The following is an 18,122-nucleotide window of genomic DNA, read 5'->3' on the forward strand; positions in this document are numbered from 1 at the left end:
GCATGGAAGGCCAAGCTGACAACCGTACGATCGAAGTGGCGCTGCATGACGCCCGCGCGCGCGTCCTCGCCGATCTCACCGCCCGCGCGGTGGCGGAGGCCGAGGTCGTGTCCCTGCTGGAGGAGGCGCTCAGCAAGCGCCGGTGGTGGGTCCAGCAGTGGCCGGACGGCGCCGCGTACGTCGCCGGGCTGCTCGCTCAGGACATCCAGGACGCCCTGTTGGAGACGCAGGGCCGCTGGCCGCTGTGCCCGGACTGCGAGGAGCCGCACGCCCTGGCGGTCGAACCGGAACTCGGCCCGGACCCGCAGTGGGTCTGCGAGTCCCGCGGCCTCCCGATCGCCCCCGTCGGCGCCCTGGGCAGGTGACGCCTCCATGGCCGTCTACATCGATCCCCCCAGCTGGCCCGGGCACGGCCGCCTCTGGTCCCACCTGATCAGCGACACCTCCTACGCCGAGCTGCACGCCTTCGCCGACCTGCTCGGCGCCCCGCCCCGCGCCTTCGACCGCGACCACTACGACGTCCCCTCCCCCCGTTACGCCGACGCCGTCCGCCTCGGCGCGATCGAGGTCACCAGCAAGGACCTCCTCCGCCGCCTCACCGCCGCCGGCCTCCGCCGCCGCAAGCCCCCCAAGGGCCTCCGCCTGGTCCACGACGTCCCCCTCCCCGATTTCGACATCGACCCGGAGCCGTGAGGGCGCGGCGCCCCGGGTCCGGCGGGTGGCGGCTGCCGCAGCCGCCTCGTCCGCCTCTTCGGACCGTCACCGCTCAGCCGAGAAGTTCCAGCTCGGTGCCGATGTTGCGGCGGGCGACCGGTTCCCACTGGGCCTGGCCGTAGCCGGTGCGGAAGAGGTGGGGGAGGTCGAGCAGACGGCGCAGGATGTCGGCGCGGCCGGTGCGGAAGGCGTCGTCGGGGACGAAGGCGTACTCCTCGCGGACGGCGGCGGCGTACGCGGCGTAGTCGGCGGGGTCGCCGGCCAGCACGGCGAGGTCGGCGTCGCAGAGCACCTCGCCATTGCGGTCGCCCTCGGCGGGGTCGTGGGTCACGGTGAGGCGCACCAGCCGGGCGACCTCCCGCGTACGGCCCGGGTCCAGGCCGATCTCGGGCAGGGCGCGCTCGGCCAGCCGGGCGCTGCTCTCCTCGTTCTCGCTGCGGTCGGGCCGGTAGACGACGTCATGGAACCAGGCGGCCAGCGCCACCGCGTCCGGGTCGTCCGCGTGCGCGGTCAGCTCGGTGGCCCGGGTCAGCACCGCGAGCAGGTGGTCCAGCGTGTGATAGCGCCGCTGCGGCTCGGCCCACCGTTCCAGCAGCTCCCGCCCGTACGGCGCGGGATCGGGCGCGGAGTCCGGGTCTTTCCGGCAGCGGCGCACCAGCTCGCACCACTCGGCGAGCAGAGCGGCGTAGCGGGGGTGCGCGGCAGCGGTCGAGGTGGGCATGCGGGCTATTGTGCGGCACTGTTGCCACTGGGGTTACGGCGCCCTGCGGGACGACCCGGGCGCGGGTGCCCTGGAGGGGCGGGCCTCCGAAGGTGGTGCACGGTTCCGGCTGCGTACCCGTCGGGCCATGCCGGCCCCGATTCATCGGTCAGCGGTTCGCCGCGCATGTGTCGGGCGGGCCCGCGCGGCCGTCGCCAGCGGATTTGCGCGCGGGCCGCGGCCTGGTCGGCCCCCTTGGGCGGCCCGCCGCCCGGGTACGGAGGGCTATGGGTGCCGACTGACCGCCGCGCGGAGGTGGGGCCGCCTCTCGCGCGGGAGTTACGGGTGTGGCACCCTTCTCATATGTCTAGACCAATCTTCGAGGTGATCGCGCTCGGCGCAGACGATGCCGTAGCGGCCCAGGACGGCGGGGCCGACCGCCTCGAACTGGTCACCGACATGGCAGCGGACGGGCTGACACCCAGTCGGGCCACTTTTGGCGCGATCCGGGCCGCCGTCGACCTTCCGCTGCGCGTCATGCTGCGGCTGTCCGACGGCTTCAGCGCGGGCGACGAGCGCGGGCTGGACGCGCTGTGCGAGGCGGCGCAGGGGCTGCGGGCGGAGGGCGCGGACGAATTCGTGCTCGGGTTTCTCGACGACCGCGGGCGGGCCGATCTGGAGGCCGTGCACGCGCTGGTGGACGTGCTCGACGGGTGCCGGTGGACCTTCCACCGGGCCATCGACCGGGCCGCCGACCGGGACGCGCTGAGATTGCAGCTGGCCGGACTGCCCGGACTGGACACGTATCTCACCGCGGGCTCGCCGCACGGCGTCGCCACCGGCATCGACGTGCTGTGCGCCGAGGCGGCCCGGGTCGGCGAACCGGGTTACGAGCCGCGGCTGCTGGTCGGTGGCGGCCTGCTGCTCGACCATGTGCCGGAGCTGCGGGCCGCCGGGCTCGATGCCTTCCATGTGGGCGGCGCGGTGCGGCGCGACGGCTGGGCGGGCTCGGTGGACGTCACCGCGGTACGCACCTGGCGCGCCGCCCTGGACGCACCGGTCGCGGCGGCCGAGCCGGAAGCCGAACCGGCCTCCGCCCGCCCGTAGCCCGGCGGCAGGACCTCCCCGGACCGGCTTCCCCGGACCGAGCGGCTAGTCCACCAGCGCCTCCGGCAGCGGATCGCTGTGCAGCACCGTCAGACCGGACACCGCACGGGTCAGCGCCACGTACAGCCGGCGCAGCCCGGTGCGGCCGTCCGGTTCGGCGGCCACGAGGGCGGCGGGATCGTCCAGGACCACGTAGTCGTACTCCAGGCCCTTCGCCAGCGAGGCCGGGACGAGGGTGAGGCGGGCGGACGCCGAGGTCTCCTCGCCCGGGGAGAGATGGGGCAGGCCGGCCGCCGCCAGCGCCGAGGACAGCGCCGGGATCCGGGGGTCGGCCGCGATCAGGCCGATCGAGCCCTCGTGGCCGAGCGACTCCCGGCAGGCGGCCACCACCGCCGCGTCCAGCCCCTCGGCCGGCACCGGGCGGATCGACAGCGCCCCCGCCGCCTCCCGGACCGAGGTGGCCGGCGCCAGCCCCGGGGCGATCGACGGCAGCAGCCGGGACGCGTACGCGATCACCTCGCGGGGCACGCGGAAGCCCTGGGTCAGCTCCTCGACGCGGGCTTCCGGCTTGCCCAGGTGCGACAAGGCCTCGGCCCAGGAGGCGGTGGCCCACGGGGTGGTGCCCTGGGCCAGGTCGCCGAGGACGGTCGCCGAGCCGGTGGAGCAGCGGCGGCCCACCGCCCGGTACTGCATGGGGGACAGATCCTGCGCCTCGTCCAGCACCACATGCCCCAGCGAGGACGTGCGCTGCACCAGGTCGTACGCCTCGTCCACCAGCACCGCGTCCGCCGCCGACCAGCGCGCCGCCTTCAGCCCGCGCGCCGGGCGGGCCCACCGGATCTCCCGCTGCTCCTCCTCGCCGAGCAGCCCGTCGGCGCAGGACGCCAGGAACTCCGGGTCCGACAGCAGCCGCAGCACCGTCTTCGCCGGGTCCACCGAGGGCCAGCACGCCTTGACCGCCGCCTTCACCGCGGGAGTCCGCGCCACCGCGTCCTGTACGCGGTCGTCGGGGGCCTCCCCGGCGCGTTCCATCTGGACCAGGACGGCGTGCGCGATCCGCTGCGGCAACGCGTCGTGCGCGGCGCCGTAGCGGATGTCGCGGTCCGCCAACTCCCGGACGATCTCTTCCAGTTCGTAGGCGGGTACCCGCCAGCGCCGCGACCCGCGTACCACCATCACCGGCTCGGTGGGCATCCGGATGCCGGACCGTACCGCCCGGCGCAGCACTTCCGCCATCCGCGCGTCGCCCTTGATCCGGGCCGCGGCCGGCGAGTCCGCGCCGCGCACCTCGACATGGGCCACCAGGTCGTCCACCGTCGCCTGCTTGACCTGGAGTTCGCCCAGCGCCGGCAGCACCTGCTCGATGTACTGGAGGAAGGAGGCGTTCGGCCCGATGACGAGCGTGCCGGTACGGGCCAGCCGGTCCCGGTGCGCGTACAGCAGGTACGCCACCCGGTGCAGGCCCACTGCGGTCTTGCCGGTGCCGGGCGCGCCCTGGACGCAGACCGTGCCGGTGACGCCCGCGCGGACGATCTCGTCCTGCTCGGGCTGGATGGTGGCCACGATGTCCCGCATCGGACCGACACGGGGCCGCTCGATCTCGGCCTGGAGCAGCCGGCTGGAGGTGTCCGACTCCTCGGGATCGGAGAGATGCTCGTCCTCGTAGGCGGTCAACTCCCCGCCCGTGTAACCGAAGCGGCGGCGCAGCGCGACATCCATCGGCTCGGTGCGGGAAGCGCGGTAGAACGGCTGCGAGACAGGTGCGCGCCAGTCGATGACCATCGGGTCGCCGTCGCCGTCATGGACGTGCCGCCGCCCGATGTAGAAGCTCTCTCCTTCGGCGCCCTCGGCCAGCTCCACGCCGGGGGCGTGCCGGTAGTCGAGACGGCCGAAGAACAGCGGGGTGTGGGCGAGGTCGGCGAGCGCCTTGATCCGGGTGTCGATCTGGGCGGTCAGCACCTGGGCGTTCACCCAGTTGGCGGCGACATCGGCGATGTCGAGCGCTTCGACGTCCTGGCGCATGGAGCGCAGCGCCGCCCGGGAGGCGGCGAGGTGGTCGCGTTCGCGGCCCAGCGGGTCCCGCGGTGATGCCTCTGGGTGATCGGCCTCCGACCGCGGCCGCGGTCGGGGCTGGGGCTGGTCCTGGGTGTGGGCGTGCGAGGGCAAGGCTTCGCCTCCGGCTGGTGCGGTTCGATCGGTTCGCTACGGCTCGCGACGGTGGGCCCGGTGCGTACGCGCGGTGCGGCGCGCGAAGGCGTCCGCGGACGCACGCGAGGCGGTGTCACGAAGAGCCGGCCGGTTTCCGTCCGGGCGGCGGCACTCCCGAGGGGAGGCGGCAAGACGGACGATCCTACGCGCCCGGGTGGACCGGTACGAAATGGTTTTCCGGAGCGTCGCCGATGGCCTGCGGGCGGCCTGCGGGGGCGGCGCCCAAGGGGGTCGACCCCGAGGCGGCCCCTGGGCGGGCCTGATGCGGGCCCGGGGACGGCTCAGGGTTCCGGGTCAGCCCGGAGGCTGAGACAGAAGGTGAGATTCGAGCCCCCGGTCCGATCCACTCCGGATGCGGAAATCGTACCGTTGAGATATGGCTTCGAGCACACTTTATCCCGTTCCCACCACGACCGGTGGCACCGCGATAGGCGCCCACCCCGATCCCCCCGGTCACCGCCTCGGGAATGCGCTGCGAGCGGTGCGGGTCTACGTCTCGGCGATTGTCGAGGTGGTCGTCCTCGGCAATGACGGCCAGGCGCTCGGCACATCGCGCTATCCGAACTCCTGAGGCCCTGGCGAGGCAGCCGCCGACCGCCGACAGGGGCGGGCCTGTGCCGCTGATCAGGGACGTTGCTCAATACGAACTCCGCCTCGGCCTGTAGGGTGAATCCGGCAGGCCGGATCGGTCCGGAGGTCATATGGAACACGGAAGCGCACCCCGGCCCCCGCGGCCGGACGCCACTCAGGAAAGCCTTGAGTCGATCCTCGAGGTGGAACTCCCCGACTATCTGGTCACGAATGGCGTCGGCGGCCTCATCTGGGACTTCCCCTCGGATCAGGTATTCCTTCGGGACGGTGCCCTGGCGGCCTTCGGATTCGCGCCCGGCGAGTTCGACGGCCGGGCCGACGCATTGCGCGAGCGCATGATCCTGGAGGACACACCCGGACTGGCGGAGACCGCGCTGGCCGGCGCGGACGAATACGGCGCCTACTTCCGGGTCCGCGCCCGCGACGGGAGTCTGGCCTGGACGCATCTGCGGGCTGTCATCAAGCGCGACGACGACGGAACCGCACTCCACGCTGTCGGTGTCGTCCGCAGCGCCGAGGCGGAGATCGGGCACGCGGCCCACCAGAGCACCCTGACCCGCGAGCGACTGCGGCAGCGGGACGCGGTCCAGGAGACCACGGCCGCGCTAGCCCGGGCCCTGACCGTCGAGGACATCCTCGCGTTTGTCACCGGCCGGCCGTTCCTGGAACTGCTCGGCGCGTCAGGGGTCGCCCTCAGCGTGGTCGAACAGGACCGCCGGCGGCTGCTCGCGACCAGGGGGCTGCCGCCCGCCCTCCAGCGCGATCTCGGGGTCACCCGGATGGACTCGGCGCTGCCCGTCGCCGAGTCCATCCGCACCCAGACGCCCTCCTTCGTCACCCGGGAGGACGTACGGGACAACTACCCGCTGCTGTGGCCGTACATCGAGCTGACGGAGCTGACCTCCTCGGCCATCCTGCCGCTGGCCGCCGAAGCCCGGCCGACCGGCGCACTGTCGATCCTGTACAAGGACAAACGGGAGTTCAGCCCCGAGGAACGCAATCTGCTGCTCGCCCTGGCGGGCACCTTCTCGCAGTCCCTCCAGCGCGCCCAGGCGTACGACCGGGAGCACTCCATGGCCGTCGCCCTCCAGCAGGGCATGCTGCCGAGGAGCATTCCGCGGCTGCCGGGGCTGTGCCTGGCGGTCCGCTATCAGCCCGCCACCGCCGGTCATCAGGCGGGCGGCGACTGGTACGACGCCATGCCGCTCCCCGACGGGAGCATCGGGCTGGTGGTGGGCGATGTGCAGGGCCACGACGTCGACGCCACGGCGGTGATGGGACAGGTGCGGGCGGCGATCCGGGCCTTCTCCTCGGAAGGGCACCCGCCGGCCGTCATCGCGGCCCGCACCTCCGCCTTTCTGCAGGACATGGACACCGAACTCATCGCCACCTGCGTCTGTGTCCATCTGGACCCCGCGACCGGCGACGCCGAGTTCGTCCGGGCCGGGCACCCCTATCCGCTGCTCCGGGGCGCCGATCGCCGCAGCGGCCCCATCGAGGTCGCGGGCGGGGTGCCGCTCGGGCTGCCGCAGTACAACAACGAGCCGTACCCCGTCACCCGGATCCGGCTGACCGCCGATGACACCCTGCTGCTGTGCACCGACGGACTGCTGGAGTCGCACCGCTCGGACCTCGACGCGGGCGAACGCCGGATCCGGGCGCTGCTGGACGAGGGCCCCGGCGATCTCGACGAGCTGGCGGAGCACATCGTCGCCACCATCGAGAAACGACAGGGCAGGGAGGACGACATCGCCCTTCTCCTCGCCTGTCTCGCCAGGCCCGACTGAGCGGATCAGGGCTACCCGCCCGGGGCCGCCGACCGGTCAGTTGGAGGCGTTCTCCCAGACCGGCAGCCAGACGTCGTTGTCCACGCCGTGGGTCGTACAGGTGTACTGGATCAGGTCGCGGCCCTGTCCGACGCCTCCCTTGACGTTGAGGCACTTGCCGCTGGACTTGACCTCGATCTGGTAGCCGATGCCCTTGTGGACGAACTTCCACTGCTCGTTCGCCCCGGTGCCACAGGTGTACTGGATGACCTGGGCGGCCTCCTCATTCCCACCGCCCTCGACGTTGAGGCACTTGCCGCTGTGCTCGGACCTCAGCCGGAACCAGCCGCCCGAGGTGGCCTCGGGCTCCCATCGTTCGTTGGACGCGCGGGAGTAGGGCCATTGGATGACATGCGCCAGATTGTGCGTGGAAGCACCGCTGACGTTCGCCACCTGGCCGGGGTCGCTCGCCAGTCGCAGGGTCAGGGTGTTCACCTGCGCGGCGGCGTCCGCCGTCGGCGCCAGCGCGAGCGCGCCCAGCAGCAGCCCGGCGCCGATCGCCGCCGCGCCCGCGCCGGCGGCCCGACGCTTCACACGCGACGTGCGCGCCGTCGTCGTCGCGGCCGTCGTCATACGCGTCGTATTCGTGGTCACAAATCCTCCAAGTGGTGTGACACCGGGACAAGACGAGCCGATCATGCCCACCGCCACGCGTCGCGTATGCCGAATGACCGTGATGATCCACTCCAAAGGGTGATGTTTATGTCACTTTGGGTAAATGTGCGGACGGTGGGGGCCGGTCGGAGGTGTGCGGTGGCGGTCCGAGGGCGCATGCCGAAGCCGGCCGCCGTCCGGGGTGTCCCGGACAGCGGCCGGCTTCGGTCGTAGCGGCGAAGTGGTCGCCGGCTTCTTGCTACTGGCTACTTGCTATTGGCTACGGGCTGCTAGCCGTGCCGTCCGCGGCGGCGGGTGAAGACCACGAGCGCGGCGCCCGTTCCGAGTACGCCCACCGCGCCCAGCGCCATCCACTCCACGCCGTCCGTGCCGGTGTGCGGCAGGTGCGGGGGCTTGGTGGGAGGCGTGTGCGGGGGGTGGGTCGGCGGGGTGTGGGGTGCCGTCGTGGGTGGGGTGTGCGGCGGGTGGGTCGGCGGTGTGTGCGGAGGCTTCGTCGGCGGTGTGTGCGGCGGGTGGGTCGGCGGTGTGTGCGGAGGCTTCGTCGGCGGTGTGTGCGGCGGGTGGGTCGGCGGAGTGTGGGGCGGCTTGGTCGGTGGGGTGTGCGGCGGCTTGTGCGGGGGCTTGTGCGGGGGCTTGTGGGGTGGCTTGTGCGGCGGCTTGTGGGGCGGGCAACTGGTGGTTTCGTGTCCCGGCACGGAGTGCGTCGGCCGGGGGTGGTGCACGGGCACCGGCCGGGTGTGCGTCGGCCGGGGGTGGTGCACGGGGGCCGGCCGGGTGGTTTCGTGCCCCGGCCAGGAGTCGGACGGCTGGGGGTGGCCGTAGCCGTACCCGTAGCCGGGCTGAGTGGTCTCGTGCCCGGGCCCGGAGTCGGAGGGCTGGGGGCTGCCGTAGCCGTAGCCGTACGCGGGCCGGGAGGGTTCCTGGCTCGGCGAGGGGTCCGAGGGCTGCGGGCTGCCGTAGCCGGAGCTCTGCGACGGCCGGACGTAGCCGTACCCGTGGCCGGCACCGGGGCCGTGCCCGATTCCGTAGCCGATTCCGTAGCCGTCGGAGTCCGAGTCGCTCTGTGTGTACGCGCTGTCCGGCCCGCCGTCGTCGGACGGGGTGAGGCCGAACGCGGAGCCGGGGAGCAGCAGGCCGGCCGCGGCGATGACCGCCGCGCCGACGACTGCCGTGGACGCCGCGACAGCACGGAGCGTCCTCCGCTCGCGCGGCCGGGCGGGAGGATGCGTCTGCTGGTGATCCATGGGGGCAGAAAACATCACATATGACTCATCAGCTTGTATGCCACGGAGGGCGGCCGGGCAGATTCGCACGGATGGCCACACCTTCTGGCGGGCGTGGCCGCCAACCGGGTGAGCGCGGGGTGACTCCCGGGGGAGTCCGCTCCAGGGGGTGGGCCGCGGTCGTGCCCAGACCGTCCGCCGGTGGTGGGTTGCTCGCGCAGTTCCTCGCGCCCCTGCCGGGGCGAGGAACGCGGCCGCCCGGGTGGGTGCGGCATCCGACGTACAATTTTCTGTTCCCCCCGAACGCACTCCCCGGACCGGTCCCGTACCGCGCTCCCCGGAACGTCCGGGTCCAACGCGCTTCCCGACCGCGGAGGTCCTGCGTGTCCTGTCTGATCGTCCAGAGCGACAAGACCCTCCTGCTGGAGGTCGACCACGAACAGGCCGACGCCTGCAGGCGGGCCATCGCCCCCTTCGCCGAGCTGGAGCGCGCCCCCGAGCACATCCACACCTACCGGCTCACCCCGCTCGGCCTGTGGAACGCCCGCGCCGCCGGGCACGACGCCGAGCAGGTGGTGGACGCGCTGGTGGAGTTCTCCCGCTACCCGGTGCCGCACGCCCTGCTGGTCGACGTCGCCGAGACCATGGACCGCTACGGGCGGCTGCGGCTCAGCAAGGACCCGGCGCACGGTCTGGTGCTGACCACCACCGACCGGCCGGTGCTGGAGGAGATCCTGCGGTCCAAGCGGATCCAGCCGCTGGTGGGCGCCCGGATCGACCCGGACACCGTGCTGGTGCACCCCTCCGAGCGCGGCCAGATCAAGCAGGCGCTGCTCAAGCTGGGCTGGCCAGCCGAGGACTTCGCCGGCTATGTGGACGGCGAGGCGCACGCGATCGACCTGGCCGAGGACGGCTGGAGCCTGCGGCCGTACCAGAAGCAGGCGGTGGAGAACTTCTGGCACGGCGGCTCGGGCGTGGTGGTGCTGCCCTGCGGCGCCGGCAAGACGCTGGTCGGCGCGGGCGCGATGGCCCAGGCGAAGGCGACCACGCTGATCCTGGTGACGAACACCGTCTCGGCCCGGCAGTGGAAGCACGAGCTGGTCAAGCGCACCTCGCTGACCGAGGAGGAGATCGGCGAGTACAGCGGCACGCGCAAGGAGATCCGGCCGGTCACCATCGCCACCTACCAGGTGCTGACGACCAAGCGGAAGGGCGTCTATCCGCACCTGGAGCTGTTCGACTCCCGGGACTGGGGCCTGATCGTCTACGACGAGGTGCACCTGCTGCCCGCCCCGGTGTTCAAATTCACCGCCGACCTTCAGGCCCGGCGCCGGCTCGGGCTGACCGCGACGCTGGTCCGGGAGGACGGCCGCGAGTCGGACGTCTTCTCGCTGATCGGGCCCAAGCGCTTCGACGCTCCCTGGAAGGAGATCGAGGCGCAGGGCTACATCGCGCCCGCCGACTGCGTCGAGGTCCGGGTCAATCTGACCGAGTCCGAGCGGCTGGCGTACGCGACCGCCGAGGCCGAGGACAAGTACCGCTACTGCGCCACCACCGCGACCAAGCGGAAGGTCACCGAAGCGCTGGTCGCCAAGCACGCCGGGGAGCAGACACTGGTCATCGGGCAGTACATCGACCAGCTGGACGAGCTGGGCGAGCACCTCGGGGTGCCGGTGATCAAGGGTGAGACGTCCAACGCGCAGCGCGAGAAGCTCTTCGAGGCCTTCCGCCAGGGGGAGATCTCGGTGCTGGTCGTCTCCAAGGTGGCCAACTTCTCCATCGACCTGCCCGAGGCGACCGTGGCCATCCAGGTCTCCGGCACCTTCGGCTCCCGCCAGGAGGAGGCCCAGCGCCTCGGCCGCGTGCTGCGCCCGAAGGCCGACGGCCACGAGGCCCGCTTCTACTCGGTGGTCGCCCGCGACACCATCGACCAGGACTTCGCCGCGCACCGGCAGCGGTTCCTGGCCGAGCAGGGATACGCGTACCGGATCGTGGACGCGGACGATCTGCTCACGGGCGCCGGCGAGGACGTCTGAGGGAACCGCGCGGACCCGTCCGGACTGAAGCGGGCATGACCCGAGTGGCCGGGCGGGCGTAAGGCGGCGGGTCGGGGGTAAGCGCCCTCCCAGCACATCGGGTGCCTATCGAGGGGGATGCGGTTCATGGCCGTCCGAGACACGCTGTTCCGCGTGACGTCGAAAAGGCCGGAGCCGGAGCCGAAGCCGCGCGGGGCGAAGGACGACGCGGCGAAGGCTCCGCTCCCCAAGGGGCCCGCCGCCAAGACGCGGACACCCAGATTCCGTACGACCAAGCCCCGCACCACCCCCGAGCCGCCGCCCGCCGCGCCAGCCCCACCGCCGCCCCCCGCGCCGCGCCGCCCGGTGCTCCAGCGGCGCTCCTTCGGGTCCTCGCTGGCCCGGGCCGCCGTCCTGGCCCTGGCGATCCTCTTCATGCTCGCCTTCGCGGTCGCCCTCGCCAAGGTGACGCTGGTGCCCTCCCCGGCCTCCGTCAAGCTCGTCCACAGCAACTTCCGCCCCGGCGCCTCCATCCGCGCCTACCTCGACCAGCCGGCGCTGCGCGACACCGTGAAGCAGATCGGCGGCAATGTCCTGCTCGGTGTGCCCTTCGGCATCCTGCTCCCGATGCTCTTCCCGCGAGCCCGCGGCCTCTTCCGCGTCATCGTGATCACCGCCGTCGTCATGCTGATGGTCGAAGCCACCCAGGGCGCCATCGTCGAGGGCCGCGCCTTCGACATCGACGACGTCATCCTCAACACCACCGGCGCCCTGATCGGCTACGCCCTCCTCGGCCGCCGCCTCGGCCTCGCCCTCCACCCCCGCCGCGCCCACTGGTGGCACCGGTTCGGTTACGGGCAGAAGCCCCAGGACTGAGCCGGGGGTCTGTGAGCGGAGCTGTCCCGTCGTGTCAGTGGGCCATGCCACACTGTCCGTGACGACTTCCGAGGAGGAGGTGGCGATATGAGTGTCGCGCACGAAGACCACTACGGACCATGGACCGTGGAGGAAGTGCTGGCGCTGGAGGAAGATCGCGGACAGCGGCGGGAACTGATGGGGGACACGCTTTTCATGTCGCCGGCACCGGGCACGAAGCACCAACGGGCCTCACTCGGCCTTGCCATGCTGTTGGACGCGGCGATCCGGTCTGCCGGGGCGCCGTATGAGGTTCTGGAGGCCGTCAACGTGGTCCTTCCCGACGGCCTCTTCATCCCGGACATCGCGGTGGTGGATGCCGCCGCGGCGGCCGGGGACCCGGTGGCGTATGACGCCGAAGCCGTGGTCCTGGTGGTCGAGATCGTCTCGCCATCCTCGGCCGGCCGCCGGATCGACCGACTGCTGAAGCCGCCGTACTACGCGCAGGCCGGGATCGAACACCTGTGGCGGTTTGAGCTGGAGCCCGGGCCCGCGCTGATCGTTGCCGAGCTGGAAGCCGGGCGCTATGCGGACCGGATCGTGGCTGAGGCGGGGCGCGAGACGCTGATCGAGAAGCCGTTTTCCGTCGAGCTGGACCCCGGGCGGCTCGTGCGTCCTCGGGGCTGAGTCGCGGCTTCGCCCCGACGAGGTCAGGCCGGGTCGTCGGCCAGTTCGGAGACGCCGGTGATGCGGTGGAGGGCGAACGTGCGGACGGTGTCGGCGTTGTGGTCGTAGGCGGTGACGTAGCCGCCCTCGACGCGGACCGGGGCGATGACGCGTTGGCTGGCGGCGCCCTCGGCGTTGACGTAGCCGATCCAGAGGGACTCGCCGGCCAGGACGGCGGCCTGCATGGTGGCGAGGGTGTCGGCGGTCGGAGTCCGGGGGAGGCCGTCGGGGGCCGCGGGGCTGGTGCGGTGGACAGCGGTGGCGGCGCGGTCGCCCGCCCGGATGGCCTTGACGGCGACGCCGAGCAGATGGTCGTCCGGGACCGGCGGCCCCTCGCCGATCGGTACGGGCGGGGTGCGCGGCGGAGTGCGGCGGGCGTCGGGGCGGCTGATCAGGACATCGCCGTCGGCGGATTCGGCGGCCGGGGCCAGGCCCATCGCGCGCAGCCGGTCCAGCAGGGTGCCGGGCTCGGTCTGGGAGGCCAGCACGGTCGGGGCGAGGCGGCGCAGGCCGAGGCTGGCGGCGCGGCGGTCGGCCAGCAGCTCGGTGAGCAGGGAGTCGTCGTCGCAGCGCAGATATGCGGCCGCAGCGCCGACCCGGAGGGTGCCGTGGCGGCGGGCCACGTCATCGATCAGGTAGCTGAGCGGCTGCGGGACCGGCGTGCGCGAGTGGCTGCTCAGGAACGCTTGCAGCTCGGCGGCGGTCCGGCCCGCGTCCAGGGCGCGGCGTACCGACTCCGGGGTGAAGCGGTAGACGGTGGCGCCGCCCTTGGACTCGATGTCGGCCAGTACGTCGAGGGTCTCGGCGAGCGCCGCGACGAGCGGGCCGGTGGCCACCGCCGTCAGGTCGGCCTGGAGGAGGACGTGGTCCAGCGGTTTGGGGAGCAGCGGCGCGAGGACGTCGGCGGCCTCCCCCGGGTCCCCCTCCAGCAGCGGCCGGGCGTGGGCGGCCAGCGCGCCGCGTCCGGTGACGCCCAGCACCTCGGCGTCGTTCAGGCTCCAGCCCAGCAGGTCGGTGCGCAGCGTTTCCGTGCCGGCCCGCAGCGGACGCTCCCAGCGCAGCCGGGCCAGCAGGGACGCCCGGTCGGCGGCCGAGCCCGGCGGCAGTCCGGCGAGCAGGCGCAGCGCGCGGCGGCGGACCTGTGGGGCCAGTGAGCGGTCCAGGTCGGGGCCGAGCGCGGACAGCGCCCGGTTCTTGGGGTCGCGGCTGCCGACCAGGCCGGGCGTGCGGGTCGCGGTCAGCCAGGCGGCGGCCAGTACGGTCCACTGGCGGGCGGTGGGCAGTTGCCGCCACTCGTCGGCGGCGGGGGTGAGGGCGTAGGCCTCGTCCAGCTCGCCGTCGGTGGCGATCAGGCCCGCGGCGTAGGCGAGTTCGAGCCAGAAGGCGGTCTCGGACTCGGCGAGGTCCAGGGCGCCGGCGGTACGTTTCAGGTCCCGGACGCTGATGCCGCCGGCCCGCAGCACCGGCGGGCCGCCGCTCTGCCAGGCGGTGAGCAGCTCGGTGACGGTACGGACCGCGGTCAGGGCCTGCCCCGCGGCGGTCAGGTCCACCGTCTTCTCGGACCGGGCGACCGCCTCCACGGCGGGCGGCGCGGGTTCGGGCGTACGGTGCGCCCGGCCGCCGCGCAGGGTCAGCGCGGCCTCGCGGGGCAGCACGACATTGTGCGGGCCGGCGGGCAGCAGCAGCCCCCTGGCCAGCAGCCACTGCACCGGGGTCGCGGCGCGCGCCGCCCGTACGGCCGCGGCGGCGTCCCGTACCTCGCCGTACGGCGGCCCCCACACCAGGCGCTCCAGCACCGCCCATACCCCTTCGGGGGCCTGCTCCAGCAGCGCGGCCAACCGCTCGGGGTCGCCGAACAGCCCGGCCAGCGCGTTCAGCGCGCTCACCGAGTCGTGCGTCTTGGCCAGGCCGGCGTCCTCCAGCACCTCCTGGAGGCGGGCCGGGGACATCCCGGCGGTCGTCTCCCCCACGGACGGGCCGAGCCCGGTCGCCGACACCACGGCCGCGGTCGGCGCCAGCACGTCCCGCGCGGTCCGCACCAGCCGCAGCGCGTCGTCCCCGCCCCACACCAGCCCATGCCGCCGCAACGTCTCCACGGCCCCGGGCAGCGCCTCCACGACGGCCCGCGCGACCCCCTCGGCGAGCGACTCCCCGCCGAGCGGCACGGCCGCGCGGGCGGCGAGGTTGCGGGCGGCCCGGTCATCGGCGTGGGCGCCGCCCTGCGTCGCCGCGGCCCCCGCCTCCGGCGCCCGGCCGGGGCCGCCGGCCGCCGTATCCGTGCTCGGGCCGGGCCCGGTGGCACCGCCGGCGTCGGCGGAGGGCGCCCCCGGGCGGGCGCCGCCCGCCGTATCCGTGCGGCCCGTCATCAGCTCGCGCAGAGCCTCGTACCCGCACGGGTCCGCCGAGACCGCGAGGGCCTCGGCGACCTGGCGGGTGAAGGTGTCGAGGCGGTCGAGGGTGCGCAGGACGGAGGAGCGGGTGGCGGCGCGGGTGGCGAGCTGGGTGAGGTCGTTGGGGACCGGGGTGAGGAGATCGGGGCGGGCGCGCAGCAGGAGGGCCAGCGCCGCGTCGTCTCGTGCGCGCAGGTCCTCCGCCAGGGTGCGCGGGCCCACCGGTCCGCCTTCACTCCTCATCCGTCCCACATTAGCCGTACCGCTCGAATATCCGGGCCCGCCCATCGGGGTGAGGACAGCCGCGGCGGTGGGCCGGTACCGTCGGGGCAGGTGCAACGCGGCGCGGGAGAAGGGGGCTTGGCGGTGGGTGTCGAGAGCGATCAGCTGGTGTTCGACTACTTGAGCCGGGTCGGCGACCTGGCACAGACCGCCCTGCCCGCCGCCCAGCGGATGCGGCTCGTCACGCAGCTCCGCAAGGACATCGACCGGGAGCGCGGCGCCGCCGACAGCCCGGCCACCGTCCGCCGCATCCTGGACCGGATCGGCGCCCCCGACGAAGTGGTGGAGGCGGCGGCCGGCACGGTCCCGGGAGCGGGCGCGGGCGGCCGTACGGCGCCGGAGCCCGACTACCCCGACCACGCCGCCGAGCGGGCCCCGCTCGGCTACTACGAGCCCGCCGCGAAGCCCACGGCAGGCCCCGGACCTCGCGGCGGGGCCGCGGACGACGGCGGCACCGACTGGTGGCGCCTGGACGGCCCCGGTGACCGGCTGCGGGCCGGCGACGAGCTGGCCGGGCTGACCGGCATGACCGGCGGCATCACCATCCCGTTCGACGACGAGGAGCTCGCCGAGGACGGCCCGCCGACCCTGCGCAAGGCGCTGCCGCCCGAAGTGGCGGAGAAACCGGCCGAGGCGGTGGAGGAGGTCCCTGCGGCGTCCGCCAAGAGACCGCGCCGCTGGCTGCCCCGCCTGCCCGGTTCGCGCGGCGCGGGCGGACCGGCCGCCAAGGGCGGTGCCAGGAGCTGGGGGAGCCCGGTGCTGCTGACCGCCGCCGCGCTGCTGATCGCCGGCGCGGTGATCGGCTCCCTGATCCCGATGGGCCTGGGCTGGCTGATGGGCTATCTGTCCCGGCGGCTCACCCGCCAGCAGGCCAAATTCGGCATCCTCGGCATCCCGGGCGCCGCCGCCGTCGGCATGCTCGTGTGGCTGTGGGGGCGCGACGCGGGCAAGTGGAGCACGCCCATCGCGCAGGGCGCGCTCGGCCCGGCCATCCAGGACTCGCTGCCGGCCACCATCCGCGTCGCCGCCGTCGGCTCGGCCCTCTACCTGGTCTGGCGCGCGCGCCGCACGGCGTAGCGTCCCGCCGGGCCGCCCGGACCCCCAGCGGCGCGACCTGTGGACCCGCCGGGGGACAATGGTCGGCGTGATCAACGACCTCGCCCCGCTCACCGTCGGCTTCGACCTCGACATGACACTGATCGACTCGCGGCCCGGCATCAAGGCGGTGTACGACCGGCTGGCCGTCGAGACCGGTGTCTTCATCGACTCGGCGCTGGCGGTGACCCGGCTCGGGCCGCCGCTGGACGAGGAGTTGGCCAACTGGTTCCCCGCCGAGCACGTCGAGGAGATGGGGGAGCGCTACCGGACGCTCTACCCCGACCACGCGATCGCGCCGACCCCCGCGATGCGCGGCGCGGTGGAAGCCGTCCAGGCCGTCCAGGACGCGGGCGGCCGGGCGGTCGTCGTCACCGCGAAGTTCGAGCCGAACGCGCGGCTGCACCTGGCGCACGTCGGCATCGACGCCGACGTCCGCGGCTGGCTGTGGGCCGAGGCCAAGGCGGAGGCCTTGATCGAATACGGCGCGACCGTATACGTCGGCGACCACGTCGGCGACGTACGCGGCGCCCAGAAGGCGGGCGCGCTGTCGGTCGCGGTGGCCACCGGTCCGTGCGGCGCGGCGGAGCTGCGGGCGGCCGGCGCCGATGTGGTGCTGGACGACCTGACCGGATTCCCCGCCTGGTTCGCCGCCTACAGCTCAGCGGCGGTCTGACCGCCCCCTTCCGGGGCAGGCCCCACCTGAGCCGCCTGCCGCTGGGCCAGCGCGGCCTTCAGCAGCCCGCCGAAGGCCAGCGCCATGCCCACCGCCATCAGCATGGACACGAAATAGGCCGGTGTCGGAAGCCGCCGGGTGTCCAGCAGCAGCGGCGCCACCGTCGCCAGTGTGCCGACCGCCCCGACGAGGAACACGATCGCGCCGATCCGCACCAGCAGGTCACCGGCGCCCATGGTTTGTTTGCTCACCCGACAAGGGTAGATCCGTGGCGTGGCGCCGTGGACCGTGGATCAGGACCTCGGCGTCTTGTCACACGGCGGCGGGCCATTAGCCTGGTTGCCAGCGGGTCTCCGGTGGACCCGCTGATGTGTTGTATCGATGAGGTTTCGAGCAATGAGGACGAGGTCGGACGTGCCTACCGGCAAGGTCAAGTGGTTCAACAGCGAGAAGGGCTTCGGCTTTCTCTCCCGCGATGACGGCGGCGATGTCTTCGTGCACTCCTCGGTGCTGCCCGAAGGCGTTGACGCCCTCAAGCCCGGCCAGCGCGTGGAATTCGGCGTCGTCGCAGGGCAGCGCGGTGATCAGGCACTTTCGGTGACCCTGCTCGACCCCGCCCCCTCGGTTGCCGCGGCCCAGCGCCGCAAGCCCGATGAACTGCTGCCCATCGTGCAGGATCTCACCACGCTGCTCGAAGAGGTCGCGCGTTCGCTCCAGCGCGGCAGGTATCCGGACAAGGCGCACGGGCACAAGATTGCCTCCGTGCTCCGGGTGGTGGCGGACCAGTTGGACGTCTGACGGTCTCTCACCAAGACCGCGCCGGGTTTCCGCCGCTTTACCGGAAGGGCTGCTTCCGGTAAAGCGTCTCGGTGAATTCCGGCCGGATTCTCCGGTGGTTTCCGGCCATCCTTTCCGGTCGAACGCCTTTTTCACCGGCCGAAAACGGAGTCGGGTTCCGGCGGTTCCAGCGGTTTCCTCCGTACCGGCCGAAAAAACCGGCCGGAAAACCCGGCGAACTCCGCGCCGCCTTCCCCGCCTTCACCGTCTCGAACACGCGGATGAGTCGAGCGCCGGGACAACGGCACTGCCCGAACTACCC

17 protein-coding genes are annotated in these 18,122 nt (G+C 73.2%); 11 read left to right on the forward strand and 6 right to left on the reverse strand.

Annotated elements, in window-relative coordinates; translation table 11 throughout:
- The first annotated feature begins 2 nt into the window (after positions 1-2).
- Together ACFO3J_RS19165 and ACFO3J_RS19170 are read left to right on the forward strand one after the other, a co-directional pair.
- On the forward strand, positions 3-365 hold the full coding sequence (locus tag ACFO3J_RS19165; protein ID WP_386430670.1) for a hypothetical protein: 363 nt from the start codon (positions 3-5) through the stop codon (positions 363-365).
- Between the two features lie 7 nt (positions 366-372).
- Positions 373-693: a DUF4031 domain-containing protein gene (locus ACFO3J_RS19170; protein ID WP_386430671.1), complete on the forward strand. Its 321-nt coding sequence runs from the start codon at positions 373-375 to the stop codon at positions 691-693.
- Between the two features lie 73 nt (positions 694-766).
- On the opposite strand, the gene ACFO3J_RS19175 is transcribed toward ACFO3J_RS19170, so the two are convergent.
- Positions 767-1,435, reverse strand: a complete 669-nt coding sequence (locus tag ACFO3J_RS19175; protein ID WP_386430672.1) for an HD domain-containing protein — start codon at positions 1,433-1,435, stop codon at positions 767-769.
- Between the two features lie 342 nt (positions 1,436-1,777).
- Between ACFO3J_RS19175 and ACFO3J_RS19180 the strand changes: the two genes are divergently transcribed.
- Positions 1,778-2,521 carry a copper homeostasis protein CutC gene (locus ACFO3J_RS19180; protein WP_386430673.1) on the forward strand — a complete coding sequence of 248 codons (744 nt, stop codon included), beginning with the start codon at positions 1,778-1,780 and terminating at the stop codon, positions 2,519-2,521.
- Between the two features lie 45 nt (positions 2,522-2,566).
- Here the strand turns inward: ACFO3J_RS19180 and ACFO3J_RS19185 are convergent, their stop codons facing one another.
- Positions 2,567-4,594: a HelD family protein gene (locus tag ACFO3J_RS19185; protein WP_386431033.1), complete on the reverse strand. Its 2,028-nt coding sequence runs from the start codon at positions 4,592-4,594 to the stop codon at positions 2,567-2,569.
- Positions 4,595-5,105: 511 nt separating this feature from the next.
- On the opposite strand from ACFO3J_RS19185, the gene ACFO3J_RS19190 reads away from it, so the two are divergent.
- A complete protein-coding gene (locus tag ACFO3J_RS19190; protein ID WP_386430674.1) occupies positions 5,106-5,300 on the forward strand; it encodes a hypothetical protein in 195 nt (64 codons plus the stop codon).
- Positions 5,301-5,430: 130 nt separating this feature from the next.
- A complete protein-coding gene (locus ACFO3J_RS19195; RefSeq protein WP_386430675.1) occupies positions 5,431-7,107 on the forward strand; it encodes a SpoIIE family protein phosphatase in 1,677 nt (558 codons plus the stop codon).
- A 36-nt stretch (positions 7,108-7,143) separates the two neighbouring features.
- On the opposite strand, the gene ACFO3J_RS19200 is transcribed toward ACFO3J_RS19195, so the two are convergent.
- Together ACFO3J_RS19200 and ACFO3J_RS19205 are read right to left on the reverse strand one after the other, a co-directional pair.
- Positions 7,144-7,719 carry an RICIN domain-containing protein gene (locus tag ACFO3J_RS19200; protein ID WP_386430676.1) on the reverse strand — a complete coding sequence of 192 codons (576 nt, stop codon included), beginning with the start codon at positions 7,717-7,719 and terminating at the stop codon, positions 7,144-7,146.
- Between the two features lie 311 nt (positions 7,720-8,030).
- Positions 8,031-9,005 (reverse strand): LPXTG cell wall anchor domain-containing protein, encoded by a 975-nt coding sequence (locus ACFO3J_RS19205; protein WP_386430677.1) that lies wholly within the window; start codon positions 9,003-9,005, stop codon positions 8,031-8,033.
- Positions 9,006-9,367: 362 nt separating this feature from the next.
- On the opposite strand from ACFO3J_RS19205, the gene ACFO3J_RS19210 reads away from it, so the two are divergent.
- The 3 genes from ACFO3J_RS19210 to ACFO3J_RS19220 all read left to right on the forward strand — a co-directional run bounded on the left by ACFO3J_RS19210 (position 9,368) and on the right by ACFO3J_RS19220 (position 12,541).
- Positions 9,368-11,020 (forward strand): DNA repair helicase XPB, encoded by a 1,653-nt coding sequence (locus ACFO3J_RS19210; RefSeq protein ID WP_386430678.1) that lies wholly within the window; start codon positions 9,368-9,370, stop codon positions 11,018-11,020.
- Between the two features lie 153 nt (positions 11,021-11,173).
- A complete protein-coding gene (locus tag ACFO3J_RS19215; protein ID WP_386430679.1) occupies positions 11,174-11,875 on the forward strand; it encodes a VanZ family protein in 702 nt (233 codons plus the stop codon).
- A gap of 87 nt (positions 11,876-11,962) precedes the next feature.
- The gene (locus ACFO3J_RS19220; RefSeq protein ID WP_386430680.1) at positions 11,963-12,541 is read left to right on the forward strand and encodes a Uma2 family endonuclease; all 579 of its coding nucleotides are present in this window, start codon (positions 11,963-11,965) and stop codon (positions 12,539-12,541) included.
- Between the two features lie 23 nt (positions 12,542-12,564).
- On the opposite strand, the gene ACFO3J_RS19225 is transcribed toward ACFO3J_RS19220, so the two are convergent.
- A complete protein-coding gene (locus tag ACFO3J_RS19225; protein WP_386430681.1) occupies positions 12,565-15,213 on the reverse strand; it encodes a helicase-associated domain-containing protein in 2,649 nt (882 codons plus the stop codon).
- Positions 15,214-15,336: 123 nt separating this feature from the next.
- Between ACFO3J_RS19225 and ACFO3J_RS19230 the strand changes: the two genes are divergently transcribed.
- Positions 15,337-16,329 carry a hypothetical protein gene (locus ACFO3J_RS19230; RefSeq protein ID WP_386430682.1) on the forward strand — a complete coding sequence of 331 codons (993 nt, stop codon included), beginning with the start codon at positions 15,337-15,339 and terminating at the stop codon, positions 16,327-16,329.
- 58 nt (positions 16,330-16,387) lie between these two features.
- On the forward strand, positions 16,388-17,023 hold the full coding sequence (locus tag ACFO3J_RS19235; protein ID WP_386430683.1) for an HAD family hydrolase: 636 nt from the start codon (positions 16,388-16,390) through the stop codon (positions 17,021-17,023).
- Here ACFO3J_RS19235 and ACFO3J_RS19240 read toward each other — a convergent pair.
- A complete protein-coding gene (locus tag ACFO3J_RS19240) occupies positions 17,002-17,274 on the reverse strand; it encodes a hypothetical protein (protein WP_386430684.1) in 273 nt (90 codons plus the stop codon). The genes ACFO3J_RS19235 and ACFO3J_RS19240 overlap by 22 nt on opposite strands.
- 163 nt (positions 17,275-17,437) lie before the next feature.
- Here ACFO3J_RS19240 and ACFO3J_RS19245 point away from each other — a divergent pair, with 163 nt between their 5' ends.
- The gene (locus ACFO3J_RS19245) at positions 17,438-17,821 is read left to right on the forward strand and encodes a cold-shock protein (RefSeq protein WP_386430685.1); all 384 of its coding nucleotides are present in this window, start codon (positions 17,438-17,440) and stop codon (positions 17,819-17,821) included.
- Positions 17,822-18,122: the final 301 nt, after the last annotated feature.

It is taken from the genome of Streptomyces polygonati (assembly GCF_042650325.1).
Classification (GTDB): domain Bacteria; phylum Actinomycetota; class Actinomycetes; order Streptomycetales; family Streptomycetaceae; genus Actinacidiphila; species Actinacidiphila polygonati.

Excerpts from the sequence above, each read along its gene's own strand:
- ACFO3J_RS19170 (WP_386430671.1), top strand. The coding sequence starts at position 373 with ATGGCCGTCTACATCGATCCCCCCAGCTGGCCCGGGCACGGCCGCCTC.
- ACFO3J_RS19180 (WP_386430673.1), top strand. The coding sequence starts at position 1,778 with ATGTCTAGACCAATCTTCGAGGTGATCGCGCTCGGCGCAGACGATGCC.
- ACFO3J_RS19165 (WP_386430670.1), top strand. The coding sequence starts at position 3 with ATGGAAGGCCAAGCTGACAACCGTACGATCGAAGTGGCGCTGCATGAC.
- ACFO3J_RS19195 (WP_386430675.1), top strand. The coding sequence starts at position 5,431 with ATGGAACACGGAAGCGCACCCCGGCCCCCGCGGCCGGACGCCACTCAG.
- ACFO3J_RS19200 (WP_386430676.1), bottom strand. The coding sequence starts at position 7,719 with ATGACGACGGCCGCGACGACGACGGCGCGCACGTCGCGTGTGAAGCGT.
- ACFO3J_RS19225 (WP_386430681.1), bottom strand. The coding sequence starts at position 15,213 with ATGAGGAGTGAAGGCGGACCGGTGGGCCCGCGCACCCTGGCGGAGGAC.
- ACFO3J_RS19190 (WP_386430674.1), top strand. The coding sequence starts at position 5,106 with ATGGCTTCGAGCACACTTTATCCCGTTCCCACCACGACCGGTGGCACC.
- ACFO3J_RS19205 (WP_386430677.1), bottom strand. The coding sequence starts at position 9,005 with ATGGATCACCAGCAGACGCATCCTCCCGCCCGGCCGCGCGAGCGGAGG.
- ACFO3J_RS19220 (WP_386430680.1), top strand. The coding sequence starts at position 11,963 with ATGAGTGTCGCGCACGAAGACCACTACGGACCATGGACCGTGGAGGAA.
- ACFO3J_RS19175 (WP_386430672.1), bottom strand. The coding sequence starts at position 1,435 with ATGCCCACCTCGACCGCTGCCGCGCACCCCCGCTACGCCGCTCTGCTC.
- ACFO3J_RS19235 (WP_386430683.1), top strand. The coding sequence starts at position 16,388 with ATGGTCGGCGTGATCAACGACCTCGCCCCGCTCACCGTCGGCTTCGAC.